This is a genomic window from Rhizobium sp. WYCCWR 11128 (genome assembly GCF_013416305.1).
GTDB lineage: Bacteria > Pseudomonadota > Alphaproteobacteria > Rhizobiales > Rhizobiaceae > Rhizobium > Rhizobium indicum.
The window spans coordinates 1,340,892-1,359,775 of the sequence record NZ_JACCEZ010000001.1; the positions used below are offsets into that span (position 1 = coordinate 1,340,892).

Annotated in this window: 21 protein-coding genes, 2 tRNA genes and 1 pseudogene; 12 read left to right on the top strand and 12 right to left on the bottom strand. The window is 59.3% G+C overall.

The features are described 5' to 3' along the window. Positions 1-228: 228 nt before the first annotated feature. From HX898_RS06500 to HX898_RS06515, 4 genes are all read right to left on the bottom strand, one after another. Positions 229-591, bottom strand: a complete 363-nt coding sequence (locus HX898_RS06500) for a phasin family protein (RefSeq protein ID WP_138329646.1) — start codon at positions 589-591, stop codon at positions 229-231. Positions 592-865: 274 nt separating this feature from the next. After that, positions 866-1,069, bottom strand: coding sequence for a DUF3126 family protein (locus HX898_RS33140; protein WP_003539277.1), 204 nt, complete (start codon positions 1,067-1,069; stop codon positions 866-868). Positions 1,070-1,209: 140 nt separating this feature from the next. Beyond that, positions 1,210-2,043: a serine O-acetyltransferase gene (gene cysE / locus HX898_RS06510; protein ID WP_017960263.1), complete on the bottom strand. Its 834-nt coding sequence runs from the start codon at positions 2,041-2,043 to the stop codon at positions 1,210-1,212. Between the two features lie 128 nt (positions 2,044-2,171). After that, positions 2,172-2,957, bottom strand: coding sequence for an alpha/beta fold hydrolase (locus HX898_RS06515; RefSeq protein ID WP_180194256.1), 786 nt, complete (start codon positions 2,955-2,957; stop codon positions 2,172-2,174). 159 nt (positions 2,958-3,116) lie between these two features. On the opposite strand from HX898_RS06515, the gene HX898_RS06520 reads away from it, so the two are divergent. Both HX898_RS06520 and HX898_RS06525 read left to right on the top strand, forming a co-directional pair. Then, positions 3,117-3,362 carry a zinc-finger domain-containing protein gene (locus HX898_RS06520; RefSeq protein WP_003539274.1) on the top strand — a complete coding sequence of 82 codons (246 nt, stop codon included), beginning with the start codon at positions 3,117-3,119 and terminating at the stop codon, positions 3,360-3,362. Between the two features lie 28 nt (positions 3,363-3,390). Further along, positions 3,391-4,545 (top strand): FAD-dependent monooxygenase, encoded by a 1,155-nt coding sequence (locus HX898_RS06525; protein ID WP_180194257.1) that lies wholly within the window; start codon positions 3,391-3,393, stop codon positions 4,543-4,545. A gap of 31 nt (positions 4,546-4,576) precedes the next feature. On the opposite strand, the gene HX898_RS06530 is transcribed toward HX898_RS06525, so the two are convergent. After that, on the bottom strand, positions 4,577-5,767 hold the full coding sequence (locus tag HX898_RS06530) for a cystathionine beta-lyase (protein ID WP_180194258.1): 1,191 nt from the start codon (positions 5,765-5,767) through the stop codon (positions 4,577-4,579). Between the two features lie 358 nt (positions 5,768-6,125). On the opposite strand from HX898_RS06530, the gene HX898_RS06535 reads away from it, so the two are divergent. The 4 genes from HX898_RS06535 (at position 6,126) to HX898_RS06550 (ending at position 10,423) form a co-directional block, all read left to right on the top strand. After that, entirely contained in the window at positions 6,126-7,151 is a 1,026-nt protein-coding gene (locus HX898_RS06535) for an amino acid ABC transporter substrate-binding protein (protein ID WP_003559026.1), read from the top strand. A gap of 104 nt (positions 7,152-7,255) precedes the next feature. Next, positions 7,256-8,458 (top strand): amino acid ABC transporter permease, encoded by a 1,203-nt coding sequence (locus tag HX898_RS06540; RefSeq protein WP_138389279.1) that lies wholly within the window; start codon positions 7,256-7,258, stop codon positions 8,456-8,458. Position 8,459: 1 nt separating this feature from the next. Beyond that, the gene (locus HX898_RS06545; protein WP_138329657.1) at positions 8,460-9,614 is read left to right on the top strand and encodes an amino acid ABC transporter permease; all 1,155 of its coding nucleotides are present in this window, start codon (positions 8,460-8,462) and stop codon (positions 9,612-9,614) included. A gap of 35 nt (positions 9,615-9,649) precedes the next feature. Next, entirely contained in the window at positions 9,650-10,423 is a 774-nt protein-coding gene (locus tag HX898_RS06550) for an amino acid ABC transporter ATP-binding protein (protein ID WP_180194259.1), read from the top strand. 58 nt (positions 10,424-10,481) lie between these two features. Here HX898_RS06550 and HX898_RS06555 read toward each other — a convergent pair whose 3' ends face one another. Next, a complete protein-coding gene (locus tag HX898_RS06555) occupies positions 10,482-11,087 on the bottom strand; it encodes a hypothetical protein (protein ID WP_180194260.1) in 606 nt (201 codons plus the stop codon). Positions 11,088-11,556: 469 nt separating this feature from the next. On the opposite strand from HX898_RS06555, the gene HX898_RS06560 reads away from it, so the two are divergent. Together HX898_RS06560 and HX898_RS06565 are read left to right on the top strand one after the other, a co-directional pair. Further along, positions 11,557-12,006 carry a DUF3597 domain-containing protein gene (locus tag HX898_RS06560; RefSeq protein ID WP_180194261.1) on the top strand — a complete coding sequence of 150 codons (450 nt, stop codon included), beginning with the start codon at positions 11,557-11,559 and terminating at the stop codon, positions 12,004-12,006. A gap of 162 nt (positions 12,007-12,168) precedes the next feature. Continuing rightward, the gene (locus HX898_RS06565; RefSeq protein ID WP_138329663.1) at positions 12,169-12,480 is read left to right on the top strand and encodes a hypothetical protein; all 312 of its coding nucleotides are present in this window, start codon (positions 12,169-12,171) and stop codon (positions 12,478-12,480) included. Between the two features lie 189 nt (positions 12,481-12,669). On the opposite strand, the gene HX898_RS06570 is transcribed toward HX898_RS06565, so the two are convergent. Continuing rightward, positions 12,670-12,849, bottom strand: coding sequence for a hypothetical protein (locus HX898_RS06570; RefSeq protein ID WP_131663925.1), 180 nt, complete (start codon positions 12,847-12,849; stop codon positions 12,670-12,672). Positions 12,850-13,257: 408 nt separating this feature from the next. Between HX898_RS06570 and HX898_RS06575 the strand changes: the two genes are divergently transcribed. Then, a complete protein-coding gene (locus HX898_RS06575) occupies positions 13,258-13,548 on the top strand; it encodes a DUF982 domain-containing protein (RefSeq protein WP_011651794.1) in 291 nt (96 codons plus the stop codon). Between the two features lie 83 nt (positions 13,549-13,631). On the opposite strand, the pseudogene HX898_RS06580 reads toward HX898_RS06575, so the two are convergent. From HX898_RS06580 to HX898_RS06590, 3 genes and pseudogenes are all read right to left on the bottom strand, one after another. Further along, positions 13,632-14,470: pseudogene (locus HX898_RS06580) on the bottom strand (isocitrate lyase/phosphoenolpyruvate mutase family protein). A 207-nt stretch (positions 14,471-14,677) separates the two neighbouring features. Next, positions 14,678-14,754, bottom strand: a tRNA-Arg gene (locus HX898_RS06585). Positions 14,755-14,811: 57 nt separating this feature from the next. Further along, positions 14,812-15,117 (bottom strand): ETC complex I subunit, encoded by a 306-nt coding sequence (locus HX898_RS06590; RefSeq protein WP_003539138.1) that lies wholly within the window; start codon positions 15,115-15,117, stop codon positions 14,812-14,814. A 642-nt stretch (positions 15,118-15,759) separates the two neighbouring features. Between HX898_RS06590 and HX898_RS06595 the strand changes: the two genes are divergently transcribed. Continuing rightward, positions 15,760-15,836, top strand: a tRNA-Pro gene (locus HX898_RS06595). A gap of 63 nt (positions 15,837-15,899) precedes the next feature. On the opposite strand, the gene HX898_RS06600 is transcribed toward HX898_RS06595, so the two are convergent. Both HX898_RS06600 and HX898_RS06605 read right to left on the bottom strand, forming a co-directional pair. Then, on the bottom strand, positions 15,900-16,388 hold the full coding sequence (locus HX898_RS06600; protein WP_180194262.1) for a DUF192 domain-containing protein: 489 nt from the start codon (positions 16,386-16,388) through the stop codon (positions 15,900-15,902). A gap of 2 nt (positions 16,389-16,390) precedes the next feature. Then, positions 16,391-16,969 (bottom strand): cold-shock protein, encoded by a 579-nt coding sequence (locus tag HX898_RS06605; protein WP_168308781.1) that lies wholly within the window; start codon positions 16,967-16,969, stop codon positions 16,391-16,393. 195 nt (positions 16,970-17,164) lie between these two features. Here HX898_RS06605 and gloA point away from each other — a divergent pair, with 195 nt between their 5' ends. After that, positions 17,165-17,605 carry a lactoylglutathione lyase gene (gene gloA, locus HX898_RS06610; RefSeq protein ID WP_180194263.1) on the top strand — a complete coding sequence of 147 codons (441 nt, stop codon included), beginning with the start codon at positions 17,165-17,167 and terminating at the stop codon, positions 17,603-17,605. Positions 17,606-17,771: 166 nt separating this feature from the next. Then, on the top strand, positions 17,772-18,848 hold the full coding sequence (locus HX898_RS06615) for a D-Ala-D-Ala carboxypeptidase family metallohydrolase (protein WP_180194264.1): 1,077 nt from the start codon (positions 17,772-17,774) through the stop codon (positions 18,846-18,848). The last annotated feature ends 36 nt before the right edge of the window (positions 18,849-18,884 follow it).

Genomic DNA, 18,884 nt, shown 5'->3' on the forward strand with positions numbered 1-18,884 from the left:
CCCGCCGAATATCTGAAACACTAACTTAGTTCATAATAGGCTGATTTTAAGCCCCCTGTCAGACACTGCAATCAAGAAATGGCCAGCATGCACGGGAAAGACCAAAAAAGTCCCTGGTCGATCCCATGCGGGCGCTGCAGCGAAAGCGGAAACAAAAAGACCGGCTACAGATGCGTAGCCGGTCCTCGTTTTTCAATATGTAGCGCAGGTTGCGCCTTTGAAATCAGTTCATGCAGCAGCAGGCGTCGCCGACTTGGCGGTCTTGACGACGGCAGCGGCGATCGGCGCTTCATAGGGCTTATAGGCTGATTTGGCGAGATCGGCATACATCTCACTGAGCTTCGTCGTCTCGGAGACAAAGCCTTCAAAATACGCCTTGACGTAGTTCGTCTGCAGCTCGAAAGCGGCCTCGAAGCTCTTGACGCCGGCCAGCGTTTCGAAATGCGTCACCGCGTCCTGAAAGGATTTCTTCGAATATTCAGTGGCTTCAGCGGCGATCGCCTGAAAGCCCTTGGTCGTGTCGGAATAAGTTTTCAGGGCCGTGTCGACGGCTTCCTTGCTCTTCTTGTTGGCGTCTTCAATGTTGAACATGAGCCATCCTCCGTTGGGCTGTTGGTGGCGGCAGGGTAGCTGCAATGCACAAATAGTCAAGTAGTCTTGTGCATTGCAAAACATCCAGTAGTTGCATTACAATAATATAACAAAGCCGGCGCGCCGGGGCACGTACGTCTTTAATTGATTTTGCTAAAATATATCAGAATGCCGCAACCGGAAGTTTTGAATAAATTCTCGTTCCGAATCGAAAAAACGAAAAAAGGACCGAACGGATCGCGCCATTCGGTCCTTTTGACACTTTCGAGCGCGATCAGAGATCGACGTCGAGGATCGCCATCGAAAAGTTGTAGGAGCGGTCGCCGTCCTCGTCATCGATATAGACGACACCCAGAAATTCTTCGCCGAGATAGACTTCCGCAGAATCATCCTTGCGCGGACGCGCCTTGACGATCATCTGCGGGTTGAACATGCGCTTGAAATAGGCGTCGAGCTTCTTGATTTCTTCTGGCTTCACTCTGTCATCTCCGTAAGCGGTCTTGATTGGCCGCTTCTTGCACAGGAAATGCAGCGGTGTAAAGGCAAGGTTGCCGTTTGCTCATGGCCCTCCCCGCTCGGATCCCGCCGACTTTTCCTATCCTTGTTTCCAATGGGCGCTCAGATATCGGCGCCGATCACCTGGTCCATGTTGCGCGACGGCTCGGAACAACCGGCCTCGCCGACGACCTTGGCCGGCACGCCCGCCACCGTCTTCTTGGGCGGCACCGCCTTCAGGACGACGGAGCCGGCGGCGACGCGTGAGCAGTAGCCGATCTCGATATTGCCGAGGATCTTCGCGCCGGCGCCGATCATGACGCCGGAGCCGATCTTCGGATGGCGGTCAGCGCCCTCCTTGCCGGTGCCGCCGAGTGTGACGCCGTGCAGGATCGAGACGTTGTCGCCGATGACGGCCGTCTCGCCGACGACGAGGCCGGTGGCGTGATCGAGGAAGATGCCCTTGCCGATACGGGCGGCCGGGTTGATGTCGGTCTGGAAGACGCTGGAGGAGCGGCTCTGCAGATAGAGCGCAAAATCACGCCGGCCGCGGTTCAGCAGCCAATGGGCGAGACGATGTGTCTGCAGCGCATGGAAGCCCTTGAAATAAAGCACCGCCTCCATAAAGCGCAGGCAGGCGGGATCGCGGTCATAGATCGCCTGGATATCGACGCGCAGGATGGAGCTCCAGTCCGGCCAGTCGAGGAGCATTTCCTCGAAGGTCTGGCGAAGCAGGTTCGCCTGCATGTCGGGGTGATCGAGACGTTCGCAGATGCGGTGGATGACGCATTCCTCGAGCGAATGGTAGTTGATCACGGTCGAATAGAGGAAGGCGGCGAGAACCGGGTCCCGTTCGGCGGCGAGCCGTGCTTCCTCGCGCAGGCTGTCCCAGATGGGATCCATCACCTTCACCGGATGGCCTGTGTCAAAAGCACGGATGTCAGTCTTTGCGACCATCGCCGCTCTCCTCGTTGCCGGAAGGAATGCCGTTTTCGGAATGCCAATATATAGAGGAAAACGCCAATAACATAAATGGGTGCCGTCGCCATGGTTTTTTAGCATGGTTTTTCAGCATCACGATGTTGTCAGCGATGGGCGACCCTTGCATAGAAGGCCAGCATCGCCTGCTTGAAAACCCTGTCGCCGACGGCGAGCATATGATCGCGGCCCGGAATATCGAGTGCTTCGGCATTTTGCATCAGCGCCGCCAACTCCTGCGGCGAGCCGGCGATATCATCCTTGGTGCCGACGCCGATCAGCGTCGGCATATCGAGCTTGGCCATATCGGAGCGGGCGACCAGATCGCGCGAGCCGCGGATGCAATCGGCAAGAGCGACCCGGTCGCTCTTCGTCTGCTCGGCGAAGGCGCGGAACATACGGCCGCGGGCATGCGTCACCGCCTCCAGCGAAGGAGCCAGCAGCGCATCGGCGATCGGGTCCCAGTCGCCGACGCCGTCGGTCATGCCGATGCCGAGGCCGCCGAGCACCAGCGAACGGACGCGATGCGGATTGGCAAGCGCGGCAAAAACGGAAATGCGCGCGCCCATCGAATAGCCCATGACATTGGCCTCCGGGATGCCGAGATGATCGAGCAAGGCGATCGCATCGCCGGCCATGACCCAGGGACGATAGGCTTCGGCATCATGCGGCTTGTCGCTTGCGCCGTGGCCGCGATTGTCCATGGCGATCACCCGGTAGCCGGCATCGCCGAGCGTCTTTAGCCAGCCCGGATGCACCCAGTTGACGTTTGCGGTCGAGGCAAAGCCGTGGATCAACAACACGGGCACACCGGCCGGATCGCCTTCATCGAAGAAGGCGAGCTGCAGTCCGTCATGGGTGAAGCTCGAAAATGTGGGCGTATTCAGGTTCATCGGGCCTTCCTTTTTGGGCGCGACCATAGTCGAGCGGCCTTTCATGGTGAAGCCAAAAACTGTGGCTAAAAACTGTGCCCGGCGCGGCGGTTTGGCTCTACACATTTGCGGCGAAGGCTTATAAGGTTCGCGCACATTTCAAAGCATTCGGAGAGCGACATGGCCGGCCACAACATTCCCCACTTCCAGAACGACGGCGGTCACCGCGTTATCGAAGTCGGCGTCAAGGAATTCATGTGCACCGGCGCTTCGGCTCCCTTCGATCATCCGCATATCTTCATCGACATGGGCGACGACAACGAGAAGGTCTGTTCCTACTGCTCGACGCTCTATCGCTTCAATTCCGCGCTCAAGCCCAGCCAAACCAATCCGGCCGGCTGCGTTTTCCACGTGAAGGCGGCGTAGTCAGTCCAGATCCGGGATCGGACGGGCAATGCCGATCGAACATGCCGCCATCATCGGCGCCGGGATATCAGGGCTGACTGCTGCCCTTGCGCTTTCGCGCCGGGGTATCAGCTCTGAGATATTCGAGCAGGCAGGTGAACTCACCGACATCGGCGCCGGATTACAGGTTTCGCCGAACGCCTCCCGCATCCTTGCCGAACTTGGTATCCTTGAGGGACTGTCAAAGGTCTGGCTCGAGCCGGACGCGATCCGGCTGATATCGGGTGGGTCGCTGCGCCAACTCGCGGCGGTGCCGGCCGGCAAATTCGCGCGGGAACGCTGGGGTGCTCCTTATGGCGTCCTCCACCGCACCACATTGCAGAAAGCGCTTTTGGATGCGGTCACGGCCGATCCGCTCTGCCGGCTTCACCTTGGCGTGCGGATAGATTCGACCCTACCGCCTTTCGAGCGGACGCCCGATATTGTGATCGGCGCTGACGGCGTTTGGTCGAAGCTCCGGCAATTCGTTCCGGGCAGCCCCTCGCCGCGCTTTTCCGGCAATATCGCCTACCGTTTTACGATTGCCGAAACGGAAGCGCCCGGATTCCTCGACCGGGCAAGCGTTTCGGCTTTTCTCGGCGGTTCGGCGCATCTCGTCTGCTATCCGCTGAGGGAGACCGGCAGCTTCAACATGGTGGCGATCACCGCCGGCAATATCGCGCCGCAGGCCTGGCAAAGCGAGGCGACGGAAGAACAGCGGGCGCAGCTGCGGGCGCGCCTTTCCGGCTGGAACTCAGCGATCGTCTCGCTGCTCGACAGAAATAGGAAGCTGACCTTCTGGCCGCTGTTCGAAACCACATCAGGCGCCTGGCAGGACGGCCGAAAGACGGTTCTGATCGGCGACGCCGCGCATGCGATGATGCCTTTTGCCGGACAGGGAGCAGCGATGGCGATCGAAGACGCCTACGAACTGGCGACGTTTCTTTCAAACCGTCCCGCGGCAGAAGCGCTGGCGCGGTTCGAAAGACATCGGGCGCCGCGCATTGCGAGGCTTCGCCAGCGCGGCGCCTTCAACCGGTTTGCCTATCATGCGAAAGGGCCGATCCGGATCGGCCGCGATCTCGTGCTCGGCCTCAAGCCGCCGCTAAGCCTCGCGGCAGATCTCGACTGGATCTACGGTTATCGGGCTGTCGATCTGCCTTGAGGCGCCGCCATCGGCGACAAAGCGTCTCTGATCAGACCGCGCTTGCCGCGGCAAAACCCCGCTCGATATCGGCCTTGAGGTCGGCCACGTCCTCGATGCCGATCTGCAGGCGGATGACCGGGCCGTCCATCGGCGCCTTGGCGACCTTGCGATCGTTGAGATAGGCATGCAAAGCGAGGCTTTCAAAGCCGCCCCAGGAATAGCCGAGACCGAAAATCCTGAGCGCGTCGAGGAAGGCATGCGCCTTTGCTCTTGATTTCTCGGGGCCGTCGGCGGCAAGCACGAAGGAAAAGATGCCGCTGGCGCCTTTGAAATCGCGCTTCCAGAGATGGTGCGAGGGGAAACTCGGCAGGGCCGGATGCAGCACGCGGGCGACATCCTCCCTGCCCTCCAGCCATTTCGCGATATCAAGCGCGCTTTCATAATGGCGCTCGAGGCGCAGGCCCATGGTGCGCAATCCGCGCAGAATCTGGTAGGCATCATCGGGTGCGCCGCAGATGCCGAGCACACCGTTTGCTTCCTTCAGCCGCTCCCAGTGCTCGGCATTGGCCGAAACCGTTCCGAGCAGGATATCGGAATGGCCGGACGGATATTTCGTCGATGCGTGGATGGATATGTCGACGCCGTAATCGAGCGGCCTGAAATAGACCGGCGTCGCCCAGGTATTGTCCATCATGACGACGGCGCCGTGGCGGTGCGCAACCGCCGAGATCGCCGGAATATCCTGCATTTCGAAAGTATTGGAGCCTGGGGCCTCGGTATGAACGAGCTTGGTGTTCGGCCGGAACAGCGCCTCGATGCCGGCGCCGATCTCCGGGTGGTAATATTCCACCTCGACGCCGAGGCGCTTCAGCATCGTGTCGCAGAAATGGCGCGTCGGGCCATAGACCGAATCGACCACCAGCGCATGATCGCCGGCTGCGACGAAACCCAGAAACGGAATGGTGACGGCCGCAAGGCCCGACGGCACAAGGATCGTGCCGGCCGAGCCTTCGAGTGCGTCGATCGCCTCGCAGAGCGCATCCGTCGTCGGGGTGCCGCGCGTTCCGTAGGTATATTTCTGCGTGCGCGTCTCCATCGCCCGCGCATTCGGAAACAACACCGTCGAGGCATGCACGACCGGCGGATTGATGAAACCGTGATAATCGAAGGGGTCGTTGCCGATATGGGTCAGGCGGGTGTTGATGCCAGCATTCTGCAGCAAGCTGTCTTTGTCGTTCATGTCGGAAATAGCCTTTGGCGAAGGGTCGCGAAACCAGACTTTTGGACGTCGCGCCGTTTCCGGTCAACCCTTGAAGATTGATGCAAGCGACGGCCTGGAATGATGGAATTGTCGATTTTCGCGTTATTTTTCCGCAACCAGACGCCTATTTCATGGCCAAGTGCCCATGAATGCAGCGCGATCTACCAAAATTCTGAATTTTGCCGCAATTATTGAGCGCGACACTTGACCATAGTGACATTTACGACTGTGATAGACCCACTCGCGCCGGGAGGGTGTCGAGACAATGGGGAGGCGCACGGATTGTCGGCACGCACTCCCCACAAGAAAAGATAAGACAACGGAAAAGGTTGGGAAAATGAAAAATAAGCTCCTGTCCGCCGCCATCGGCGCAGCAGTTTTGGCAGTTGGCGCCTCGGCCGCCTCCGCCACCACTCTCTCAGACGTCAAGGCAAAGGGTTTCGTTCAGTGCGGCGTCAACACCGGCCTTACAGGCTTTGCCGCACCTGACGCTTCCGGCAATTGGGCCGGCTTCGACGTCGACTTCTGCAAGGCCGTCGCTTCGGCCGTGTTCGGCGACCCCACAAAGGTCAAGTACACGCCGACAAATGCGAAGGAACGCTTCACCGCTCTGCAGTCCGGCGAAATCGACGTCCTCTCGCGCAATACGACCTGGACGATCAATCGCGACACCGCACTCGGCTTCAATTTCCGTCCCGTCACCTATTATGACGGCCAGGGCTTCATGGTGCGCAAGGGCCTGAACGTGAAGTCGGCTCTCGAACTCTCCGGCGCCGCAATCTGCGTGCAGTCGGGCACGACCACGGAACTGAACCTCGCCGATTATTTCAAGACGAACAATCTACAGTACAATCCGGTCGTCTTCGAAAATCTTCCTGAGGTCAACGCAGCCTACGACGCCGGTCGTTGCGACGTTTACACGACCGACCAGTCCGGTCTCTATTCGTTGCGTCTGACGCTGAAGAATCCCGACGAACACGTCATCCTTCCTGAGATCATCTCCAAGGAGCCGCTTGGCCCGGCCGTCCGTCAGGGTGATGATCAGTGGTTCGATATCGTTTCCTGGACGGCTTATGCGCTGATCAATGCCGAAGAGTTCGGTATCACCCAGGCAAATGTCGATGAGATGAAGAACTCGCCGAATCCTGATATCAAGCGCTTCCTCGGCAGCGAGACCGACACCAAGATCGGTACCGATCTCGGCCTGACCAATGATTGGGCCGCCAACGTCATCAAGGGCGTCGGCAATTATGGCGAAATCTTCGAGCGCAACATCGGCCAGGGCAGCCCGCTCAAGATCGCACGCGGCTTGAATGCTCTCTGGAACAAGGGCGGCATCCAGTACGCACCGCCGGTTCGTTAATCGAGCACTGGCAATGAAATACCGGGAAGGCGGCCAAGCCGCCTTCCCGCTTCCAAAAAGTTAAAAAGAAAGCCCGAAAACGGGCACAAGGGGATTGGCGCGGCATGACGCATGGGGCTGTGGATAGGACACCTTTGCATGACACCGGCTGGAGTTTCCGGTCGGCAATGTACGACCCGAAATACCGGAGTATATTTTACCAGGTCCTAACAATCGTTATTCTCGTGGGCTTTGTGTGGTGGGTGGCCCACAACACAGCCGTGAACCTTGCGCGCAGCAATACGGCATCGGGTTTCGGCTTTCTTCGCGGCCGCGCCGGTTTCGAAATCGGCCAGTCGCTGATCAGCTTTTCGAGTGACTCGACTTATGCGCGCGCACTTCTCGTCGGCATTCTGAATACCTTGCTGGTGGCGGTGACCGGTATCTTCACGGCGACCATCATCGGCTTCCTGATCGGGATCGGCCGGCTGTCGCGCAATTGGCTGATTGCCAAGCTCTGCACGGTCTATGTCGAGGTTTTCCGCAACATTCCGCCGCTGCTCGTCATCTTTTTCTGGTATCTCGGCGTTCTCTCCGTCTTGCCGCAGCCGCGCGAGTCGGTCGGCCTGCCCTTCAACATGTTCCTCAACAACAGAGGACTAGCCTTCCCGAAGGCGATCTTCGAGACAGGCATGATAGCGGTCGGCATCGCCCTGCTGATTGCGATTGTCGCCACCATCATCATCGCGCGTTGGGCTCACAAACGCCAAGCCGCAACCGGCCAGCCGTTCCACACCGTGTGGACGGCGATCGCGCTGATCGTCGGCTTGCCATTGCTGGTCTTCGTTGTCTCCGGCTTTCCGCTCACCTTCGACGTTCCGGTCGCCGGAAAGTTCAACCTGACGGGCGGCTCCGTCGTCGGCCCCGAATTCATGTCGCTGTTTCTCGCTCTGTCCTTCTATACCGCCTCGTTCATCGCCGAGATCGTTCGCGGCGGCATTCGCGGCGTTCCTAAGGGACAATCCGAAGCAGCCGGCGCGCTGGGGCTGCATCCGTCGAGCGTGACGAGACTTGTCGTGGTGCCGCAGGCGCTGCGCATCATCATCCCGCCGCTGACGAGCCAGTACCTGAACCTGACCAAGAACTCCTCACTCGCCATCGCGATCGGTTTCTCGGATCTCGTTGCCGTCGGTGGCACGATCCTCAATCAGAGCGGTCAAGCGATCGAGATCGTCTGCATCTGGGGTATCGTCTATCTCAGCTTGAGCATTCTCACGTCGCTGTTCATGAATTGGTTCAATGCCAAGATGGCACTGGTGGAGAGATAAGATGTCGGTCGCCGATAAACCCTTTGTCAGAACGTCCATCCTTGCCGCCGAACCGCCGCCCCCCGGCGAGAGGGGAGCCGTCGCCTGGATACGCCGCAATCTCCTGGCAACTCCGAAGGACGTGATCCTGACGATCCTGGCTCTTGCGCTCATCGCATGGGCCGTGCCGCATCTCGTCAACTGGCTGTTCATCCAGGCCGTATGGTCCGGCCCGGACCGCACATTCTGCGCGACGACGATCCAGGGCGGCATCCAGCCTGACGGCTGGAGTGGCGCATGCTGGGCTTTCATCAGCGCCAAGTACGATCAGTTTATCTTCGGCCGCTATCCGCTCGGTGAGCGTTGGAGGCCGGCGATCGTCGGGATCCTGTTCATTCTGCTGCTGGTTCCGATGTTGATCCCGTCGGCGCCGCGCAAGGGCCTGAACGCCATTCTTCTGTTCGCCGTCCTGCCGGTCATCGCCTTCTGGCTTCTTCACGGCGGCTTCGGCCTCGAAGTGGTGGAGACTCCGCTCTGGGGCGGGTTGATGGTGACGCTCGTCCTGTCCTTTGTCGGTATTGCCGTCTCCCTACCCGTCGGCATTCTGCTTGCGCTGGGACGCCGCTCGAAGATGCCCGTCATCCGGATGCTCTGCGTTACCTTCATCGAGGTCATTCGAGGCGTTCCGCTGATCACCGTTCTGTTCATGGCAAGTGTCATGCTGCCGCTCTTCCTTCCGACAGGCTGGAACGTGGACAAATTGCTTCGGGCGCTGATCGGCGTGTCGATCTTCACGTCGGCCTATATGGCTGAAGTGATCCGCGGCGGCCTTCAGGCGATCCCGAAGGGACAGTTCGAAGGCGCCGATTCACTCGGCCTCGGCTATTGGCAGAAGACCCGGCTGATCATCATGCCGCAGGCCATCAAGCTGGTCATCCCGAGCATCGTGAACACCTTCATCGGAACGTTCAAGGACACGTCGCTGGTCACCATTATCGGCATGTTCGACCTGCTTGGCATCGTTAAGCTGAACTTCTCCGATGCCAATTGGGCAAGCGCCGTCACGCCGATCACGGGCCTGATCTTCGCGGGCTTCATCTTCTGGCTGTTCTGCTTCGGCATGTCGCGCTATTCAGGTTTCATGGAGCGCCATCTCGATACCGGCCACAAACGATAAGAACGCTACAACGATAAGAATGAGGGAAAATAGTCATGGCTGAAGCTCCAGCGAAAAAGCTCACCGTTTCCGCAACGGAAGTGGCGGTCGAGATCGTCAACATGAACAAGTGGTACGGCGATTTCCACGTGCTGCGCGACATCAACCTGAAGGTCATGCGCGGCGAGCGCATCGTCATTGCCGGCCCGTCGGGTTCGGGCAAGTCAACGATGATCCGCTGCATCAACCGCCTTGAAGAGCATCAGAAAGGCAAGATCGTCGTCGACGGCACCGAGCTCACCAACGATCTGAAAAAGATCGACGAGGTGCGGCGCGAAGTCGGCATGGTGTTCCAGCACTTCAACCTCTTCCCGCATCTGACGATCCTCGAAAACTGCACGCTGGCGCCAATTTGGGTCCGCAAGATGCCGAAGAAGCAGGCCGAAGAAGTGGCCATGCACTTCCTGAAGCGGGTCAAGATCCCGGAGCAGGCCAACAAATATCCGGGCCAGCTCTCCGGCGGCCAGCAACAGCGCGTGGCGATCGCCCGGTCGCTGTGCATGAACCCGAAGATCATGCTGTTCGACGAGCCGACCTCGGCGCTCGATCCCGAAATGATCAAGGAAGTGCTCGACACCATGGTGGGTCTTGCCGAGGAAGGCATGACCATGCTCTGCGTCACGCATGAAATGGGCTTTGCCCGTCAGGTGGCCAACCGGGTCATTTTCATGGACCAGGGCCAGATCGTCGAGCAGAATTCACCGGCCGAGTTCTTCGACAATCCGCAGCATGAACGCACCATACTGTTCCTCAGCCAGATCCTGCACTAGATCGAAGCGTCCCTTGAAAAGACCCGCCGCACCTTCCGGTTCGGCGGGTCTTTCACGTTCAGCGGGAGGCTGTCGCCTGCAGCAGACTGCAGAGACCGGCAAGACCGGAATCACCGCCGGAGGCGGAGATATCGGCGCAACGGACGAGCATCTTGCGCTGCTCATTGATAGGCCTCGCCTGGAAGGCCTCCAGGGTGCGGATCTGGGACGCGCTGAGGCTGCGCTCGCCCGCGGGTCTGCCGCTGCTGCCTGCCCCATCTACCCTGCCGATGGCGAGGTTGGCATCGACGCCATTACCGCTGCCGATCGAGGCCGTGGCGTTGGCATCGATTCCATCGGAACCGCCGGTGCGTGCATTGAGATCGGCGTTGACGCCGCGACCGCCGCCGACACTGGCATTGACATCGGCATCGATGCCCCGGCCACCGCCGGCATTGGCGGTCGCATCGGCATTGACGCCGTTCGAGCCGCCGACGGAAGCATTGGCATCGGCGCTGATGCCGCTCCCACTGCCAATCGAAGCCCCGACATCGGCGCTGACGGCATTGCCTGCATTCACCGACACACCGACATCGATCGCACGCGCATCGCTTGCCGGCATGGCAAGGAGGGCGCAGGTGGATGCGAGCACTGCAAAGGACAGTCTATTGTGGTTATGGGTCATGTTTTCCTCCGTTTCATTCCGCCGAACGATCTGCCCGGCAGTTCGAAATCGAGGAACGCGCGTGCCTTCGATCGATCGGACGCCTGCAACTACAGGACGTCCATGGCAAGGCAACGTGAAGAGATGACGAATGTTTCACGACAGGGCGCGGCAAGTCGGTTCGGCGGCGTATAATGATGTTTCGCGGTTATTGAATTCCGAATCGCCCGACCGACTGTGCCAAAAGCGGGCATGTCGGCTGACAGCCGGAAGGCTGCTGAAGTATTCCCTCCGATGGCGCCAGCAATCTTCAACCGGCGGCGAATAATCCGATGGCAGCTTTTCCTTGAGATCGACCACAGCTGTCGCGGGCATCGGCTTTTCCATCAGCGATTGAACATACTAAAAATAACTCCCTTTCCGCCTGGATATATCAAGCGGGAAGTCCATGTTTCAGCATGTTCTCATCTGATGGAACTGGAGGTTTAGAATGGGCATTTTCGACAAGATCAAACATGCAATCTTCGGAGAGGCGAAAGCAGCCGAACCCGTTGCGGCCGGCGCACCGAAGACAGAGCCGGCGCAAGCGCCTGCCTCACCGTCGGCAGCCCCCAGTCCGGCGCCTGCGGCCCCTGCCCCGCAGAGCAAGCCGGTCCCCACGGCCACCGCACCAGGCACAGCTACAGTGGATATCGTCCCGATCCTCGACGCGGCGGTAAAGAAGAGCGGTCAGAAACTCGATTGGCGCCGCTCGATCGTAGACCTGATGAAAGCCGTCGGGATGGATGCGAGCCTGACCGAGCGCAAGGAACTTGCCGCTGAACTTGGCTATACCGGCGACACCAACGATTCCGCAAAAATGAACATGTGGCTGCACAAGGCACTGATGAAGCGGCTTTCGGACAACGGCGGCAAGGTACCGGCCGACCTCCTGGATTGATCGATGACGGATAGCTGCCGCCATTTCTGTGGCGGCAGCTATGCGGTTAACGTCTCGGGCAAGGGGACGCCGGAACAAGGCGCGTCCCCTTGCCCGCAGGCGCTGGAACCAATAACGTTTCACTCGATACTTCGATAATCGATCAGGGGAGAATTAAGTCCAATGAGATTGATGGCAGTCGTTGGTGTTGCACTCAGCCTGGCCTGTATATCGGCCGCAGAATCTCCTTCAAACTATCAATCCTACAGCGGCATTCGGGTCGATACCGACCCGGTCCTCCTGGCTCGATACGACAAGGCACTCCAACACTGCCTGCCGGAGGCAAGCTCATGGCGACGAGGCTCGTCGGACCCGCGAAGCCTGCATTACAACGCGGCTCTCAGAAATTGCCTCTATAGACGCAGCTTCGTCGACAGAGGCGTCTACGCCTACCCCATCCCCCAGGTCTACTTCGATCATTTCCTGGATCGCTGAGAAGAGCCGAGCCCTTCAGAGGCCTATCTAACAAAAAACCCGCCAAACTTGGCGGGTCTGTCTTCAATCGCGATGCTGCCGCTACTGCATAATTCCGTTAAATCCGAATCGTTTTACGGACAAAATTATGCAGCAGTTCAAAGTGCTGCAGCGTCCTTTGCGCGTCTCAAAAGACGCGCGACGCTGTCGTCAGCGTTTGCCGCCAGTTGGTGGCCGGCCCTTGCCCGCCGGGCGATTGCCGCTTCCGGACGCAGTCTTGGCGTCATTGCCCTGACCGAAGTTGGTGCCGCCGAGATGGCCACCGCCGCTGGTATTGGCAACCTGGCGCTGCGCTTTGCGCAACAGTGCCTCTGCATTGGTCTTGCTCATGAAATTCTCCTCAATGGCTGGAAAACCCAGCCGGAATGCCGGCACTGACTTCCGCGGTCAAAGACCGAAGGCATATCAGGCAGCGACGATGTGCGTTTGGCGGAGGCTTGCGTCGATCAAAGACTTGCCTGCATTCATGACGATTCCCCCTCAACCGGCATGACAATCACCCTCCGGCGGCTGCCGGACGGCGCAGAAATCGATTTTGAAAGGAAAGATCAGCCGGGACGCCAGAGCGCAAACCAAGCTCGACAAGCAATTTCGATAGATGAATCAATATGACGGCAATGTGTTGAAAACAAGTTCCCGGCTTCCTGCCTGGAGAAGCGTTGCCGACTGCTTTTGCCGATTCATAGAAGATAATCATCCTGCGGTGTCAGTTGGAACGCTTCTTGCAGAGTTACTAATATGTTTATGATGCAAGGACCAAATGTAATGAATCGGTACACATCGCATCAGTTTCCCGCACTGAGGATCCTCATGAGCGGCCAGGAAAAATACAGCGTCGTCAGGACCCTCGGCGATGCAGCCACCATGCTCATTTCCGAATGGCCGGGTGATGACGGCGAGGAGTATGTCGTGGCGGTAAGGACATGCCTCGACGCCATCCGCGGAACCACGCCCCCGGGCGCCGCGCGGGAAGCGCTGATGAGAGCGGCTGATGAAGCCGGCATCCGCTACCTCTCGGTCGTTCACTGAGATCGCTCGAGCAGATTCCAGAGAAGGATTTGCGGAAACGCTCGAGCAGTGCAAATCCGCCGCGACTTTGGTTTCTGCCCAGCTCATAGCCTGTCCTGGCGTTTCTCCCGTGACATCAGTTGGCTAACCGCTGCAGCAGAGAGCGCGTCGTCGGCATATCCAAACGTACCCGCTGTTTTCACCTCCATAGCGGCGCGCAACAACGCCCCCAGAGCGGCCGCGCGAAAGAGCCGCCGACACTCACGCGGCGCACGCCGACGCTCGACAGTTCGGCAACAGAGTATTTTCGCCCTTTCAAACCCATGACCACGTTGACTGGCTTGTCCACGGCCGCGCAAACGGTTCTGATTGCCTCGATGTCAGGCAAGCCGGGTGCGTAAAGCACATCTGCCCCAGCGGCCGAAAATGCTTGCAGCCGTTCGATGGTGTCGTCAAGATCGGGTCTCTCCCAAAGATAATTCTCCGCCCGCGCCGTGAGAAGAAAAGGCAGACCGCGCGCAGCCTCTGCTGCAGCATGGATGCGTTCGACGGCTTGCGACAGCTCGTAGATCGGGGCAGCAGGATTGCCTGTTGCGTCTTCGATCGATCCGCCGACAAGTCCGGTTTCGCATGCCAAGCGGATGGTTTCCGCACAGGCTTCTGGCGACGCACCGAAGCCATCGTCAAGGTCGGCAGAGACAGGAAGATCAGCAGCGCCAACGATCTCGGCAGCGTTCTCAAGAACCTCATCCCGTCCAAGGCTCGCGAATGAATCCAACTTGCCCTTGGAAAAGGCGTAACCCGCGCTGGTGGTCGCGAGCGCCTCGAAGCCAAGGCTTGCGAGAAGGCGAGCCGAACCGGCGTCCCACGGGTTCGGGATGACAAAGGCACTGTCCCCCTGGTGAAGTGCCTTCAGTCGCTCGAACTTGGCCCTTTGATCCATAAATGCCCCCTCACGTTTCACTGAGGGCGAGACTAGCATCACGGGAACGAAATGTGAACGAGTTGCGCGAACTAGCTTAGGAGAGAATAGCGACGATGCGCTATTGGTGCGCATTTCCGTCAGTCTCACGCTCCTGGACTAGACATGAGTCCGCAGCAGAGGCCGAAACCAGCTGTTACCATGTCTTCGGTATGGACTTTGAAATAGTGGCGACCCCTGCAGGAATCGAACCTGCGACAACCTGCTTAGAAGGCAGGTGCTCTATCCAGCTGAGCTAAGGGGCCGTCCGGCGGCCGCGTCTCACGAGCGCGACCGGATGCGGCATATCTGGACCAGAAATCTCAATGCGTCCAGGGCTGCGTGCGCGTATAGCGGAAATTGTCCGGATAGGCGACGACCTGGCGGACCGGATCCTTCGGTGCGATGACGCGGTATTCGATGCCATTGCGCTGGGCGTAGGCTTCGGCGAGTTCCTGCGTTTCGAAGGTGAGCTTCACCTGCTGGCGCATATCGCCCGAGGAAGTGTAGCCCATGATCGGATCGATCTTGCGCGCCGACTCCTGATCGTATTCAAGCACCCAGAGATGGGTCTTGGCCTTGCCGGACTGCATGGCGGTCTTGGCTGGACGATAGATCTTGGCAGACATGACTGCAGCGTCTCCGACTATGCGGGCAGCGCCCGCCTTTCATGGTCTCAATCCCGTTGCCGGCCCGTTCTCGGGCCTTGGCATCATCGCTGAGGATAATGCCAAGAGATGAATTTTGCTTAGCCGCGAATCCCCGCTTTTTCAAGAAAAAAGGCGGCGTGCGACACGGCTGCCGACTCCGTTCGCATGACGGCCGACACCGCCTCCCTTTCAAATCCGGTGATTGTCGGCCGGATTTCGCAATATTTCCGCTTGTCTCACCTTGTGATCACAACCTGATTGCCGCTGCCTTCCCTCGGCACTAGTTTACGGCTCAATCGATTTCAGTGGATTTGCAGCTCATGATGAGACGTTCGGCGGAGTTCAATGCCATTGTCATAGGCGCTAGCATCACGGCGTTCTTCTACGTTGTCATCAGCTACGCCCAATATATCGGCCTGATCGCCCGCGGCTAAGGTAGCCTTGTGCTGACGTACCATTGCGCCAGGCAGACCGAACTCGTGCGCCCGGCAAGCAGGCTGGCGACCTATCAAGATTTTTCTGTCTTGCATCCACAGGTCCGGCGAGGAATCTTCGGCCAGAGCTGGATTTATGGGTTGCGACGGCGAAGTGAACCGTGTATCTCCCCTGCCATTCACGGCACGGAGTGTAGCGCAGCCTGGTAGCGCATCTGGTTTGGGACCAGAGGGTCGGGAGTTCGAATCTCTCCACTCCGACCATTCAAATATCCCGATATTGTTGAATTCCTTGACAGGCGCACCCCTGTTCGTGGTCGCGCGCCGTCACTTCGCCTTCTTCGTCGTCGTGGCGCTGACGATCCTGTCGCCGGGCTTGATTCCCAGTTTGGCGACGATGCCGGCGTTGAGTTCGACGACGTATTTCACCGCAACCATCGAATCGATGATGTCGCGCGAATAGGGCACTGCCTTTTCCTTGATGTGGCGGATCGTGCCGGTGTCGTCGGCAAAAAGCATGTCGAGCGGCAGGATGGTGTTTTCCATCCACATGGTGACGCGCCGCGGCTGGTCGAAATCGAAGATCATGCCGGCATCATCGGCCATCGTCTTGCGAAACATCAGGCCGTGGGCGCGCTGATCCGGGGTCGAGGCGATTTCGACAGTGAAATGCAGTACCTTGCCCGCAGCGGTCTGGATCAGCAGCGGCTCCTTATCGAACCGCATCTGCTCGTCAGCGAACGCCGGCAGCGCAACCATGAAAAAAAGCGCCAGGATGGCGCTTCTAATAGCATCAAATAGGATTAGGCCGCGCATATTCAGTGCGACCGGCTTGCCGGGCTCGGAACGTCGGGATGGATCTCTGCGGCCATCAGGCCCTTTTCTCCGTCGCCGAAGCGGACGAGAACCACCTGGCCGGGGCGGAGTTCCGTCAAGCCGAAGCGGCGCAATGTCTCCATATGCACGAAGATATCCTCGGTGCCCTCGCCGCGCGTCAGGAAGCCAAAGCCCTTAGTGCGGTTGAACCACTTGACTAGCGCACGCTCAAGCCCGCTCGTCGCGGTAACCTGCACATGGGTGCGTACCGGCGGCAGCTGCGAGGGATGAACCGCGGTCGACTGGTCCATCGAGAGGATCTTGAAAGCCTGGTAGCCGCGCTCGCGGCGCTGGATGAGGGCGACGATGCGCGTTCCCTCAAGGATCGTCTGGTAACCGTCGCGGCGCAGGCAGGTCACGTGCAGGAGAACATCCTGCAAGCCGTTGTCGGGCACGATGAAGCCGAAACCCTTGGCGACGTCAAACCACTTGACGACGCCGGTGATTTCAACAAGATCGACCGGCTCTCCCGATAGCTCGTCGAGGTCGGAGTATTCGTTCGATGAAATCCTATCAGCCATTGTCGCCAGCCCCTCGAATACGCGTCACACTGTTACGGTTAACTGATTCTTGAAATCAAGATTAACATCTTGGTAACGGATAAGCGCAAGTCCTAGTTTTCGGTTATTCCCAGCTGCACATTTTATAAAGATGACTTGCCCGAAGCTGACCTCGGTTCGCCGAAAAAAGCCAGCCCCAATAAAGGAGTAAATAGAATGCGTTATCTTCATACAATGGTTCGCGTCAAAGACCTGGACGCCTCTCTCGCCTTTTACACTACGCTTTTCGGGCTGGAGGAGATTCGCCGCCACGAAAACGAGAAGGGCCGCTTCACCCTGGTTTTCCTGGCTGCTCGCGACGATCTCGACCGTGCGCGCACCGAAAAAGCCCCCTGCCTCGAGCTGACCTACAACTGGGACACGGAAGATTATAGCGGAGGACGCAATTTCGGCCACCTCGCCTATGAGGTCGACGACATTTACGCGACCTGCCAGAATCTGATGGACAACGGCATCACCATCAACCGGCCGCCGCGCGACGGCAACATGGCCTTCGTGCGCTCGCCCGACGGCATCTCGATCGAAATCCTGCAGAAGGGCAGCCCGCTTCCGGCCGCCGAGCCTTGGGCCTCGATGGGCAATACTGGCGCCTGGTAAGGGTTTTCGCCGCAAGGCTTTTGCGAGGCTTGCGGCTTTTTCGATTTCGGGTCCGGCCGGCGCCTCGGCGCTTGCCGCGATCCCACACCGCAGGCAATCTCCTGGCGACTCGAAGCGGAAGAGAAGCGTTTTTCGCTTATTTTCCGCATCAACTGGAGACTGTCGCTTGCGTAAGATGCAGATGCGGATGCCCGTGACGGGCGCTTTGCTGATCGCCACCTCGATGCTGGCGCTGTCCGGCTGCGCGTCGGATAAGAAGGCGCTCGATTCGGCGGCGGCAGTTCCGGTGGCTCCGGCGGCACAAGCCGCAGCACCGCAGCTGGCCACGGCAGCGCCTGCAAGCCCTGCCCCACGTTCGGTCTATACCGATCCCCGGCTCGTCAACGTCTCCGGCGTCCAGGGCGCGCCTCAGGTCGTGGCACAAGATCCGAATACAGCCGTCCCGCCCGCCGGCTCGGCAACGGCGGCGCCTGCCAATATTGGCGGGCTCGTCCTGCAGTCGACCCGGATCAACGCGCAGGCGATGAGCATCTTTTCCGATCACCAGCCGGCGCCGCAGAACAACAGCACGTCCACCGTCATTCAGCCGCAGGCCTATGTGCCGGTGGAAGGTGCAGCACCTGCGCGAAGCAGCGTCTACAGCCAGCCGCCCGTGCCCCAACAACCGGCAGAACCGGTGCTGCCGCAGCAATCCTCGCAGAATAACAGCACGCAGCTTGCACCCGTGCAAACGGCGTCGCTGGCGACGGGCAGCATTCCGACCTCGACGATGAACGCGCTCTACAGCGCGCCGAAGCAGAACCTGCTCGGCAGCCTCTCGGGCCTGCTGCACAAGGCCGCCCTGCCCGGCATGACGCGTATCGCGCCGAACGGGCTACATCTCCAGAACGACAAGGTCGAGGTCGGCTGCTTCAAGCCCGACCTGCTGAAAGTGATCAAGATGGTCGAAAATCATTTCGGCCGGCCGGTCATCGTCACCTCCGGCTACCGTGACGACGAGCATAACCGCCTCGTCGGCGGCGCTGACGAATCGATGCACAAGAGCTGCGAGGCGGCCGACATCCAGATCGACGGCGTTACGAAATGGGATATCGCCACCTATATCCGCTCGTTGCCGGACCGCGGCGGCGTCGGCACCTACTGCCACACGGATTCGGTTCACCTCGATACCGGCAAAACCCGTGACTGGAACTGGGGCTGCGGCGGCAAGCGCGCACCGATAACGACGGCAAGAGCGATCTGAAGGCCGCGCGATTTCAACATTACGTTACGGAAGCGG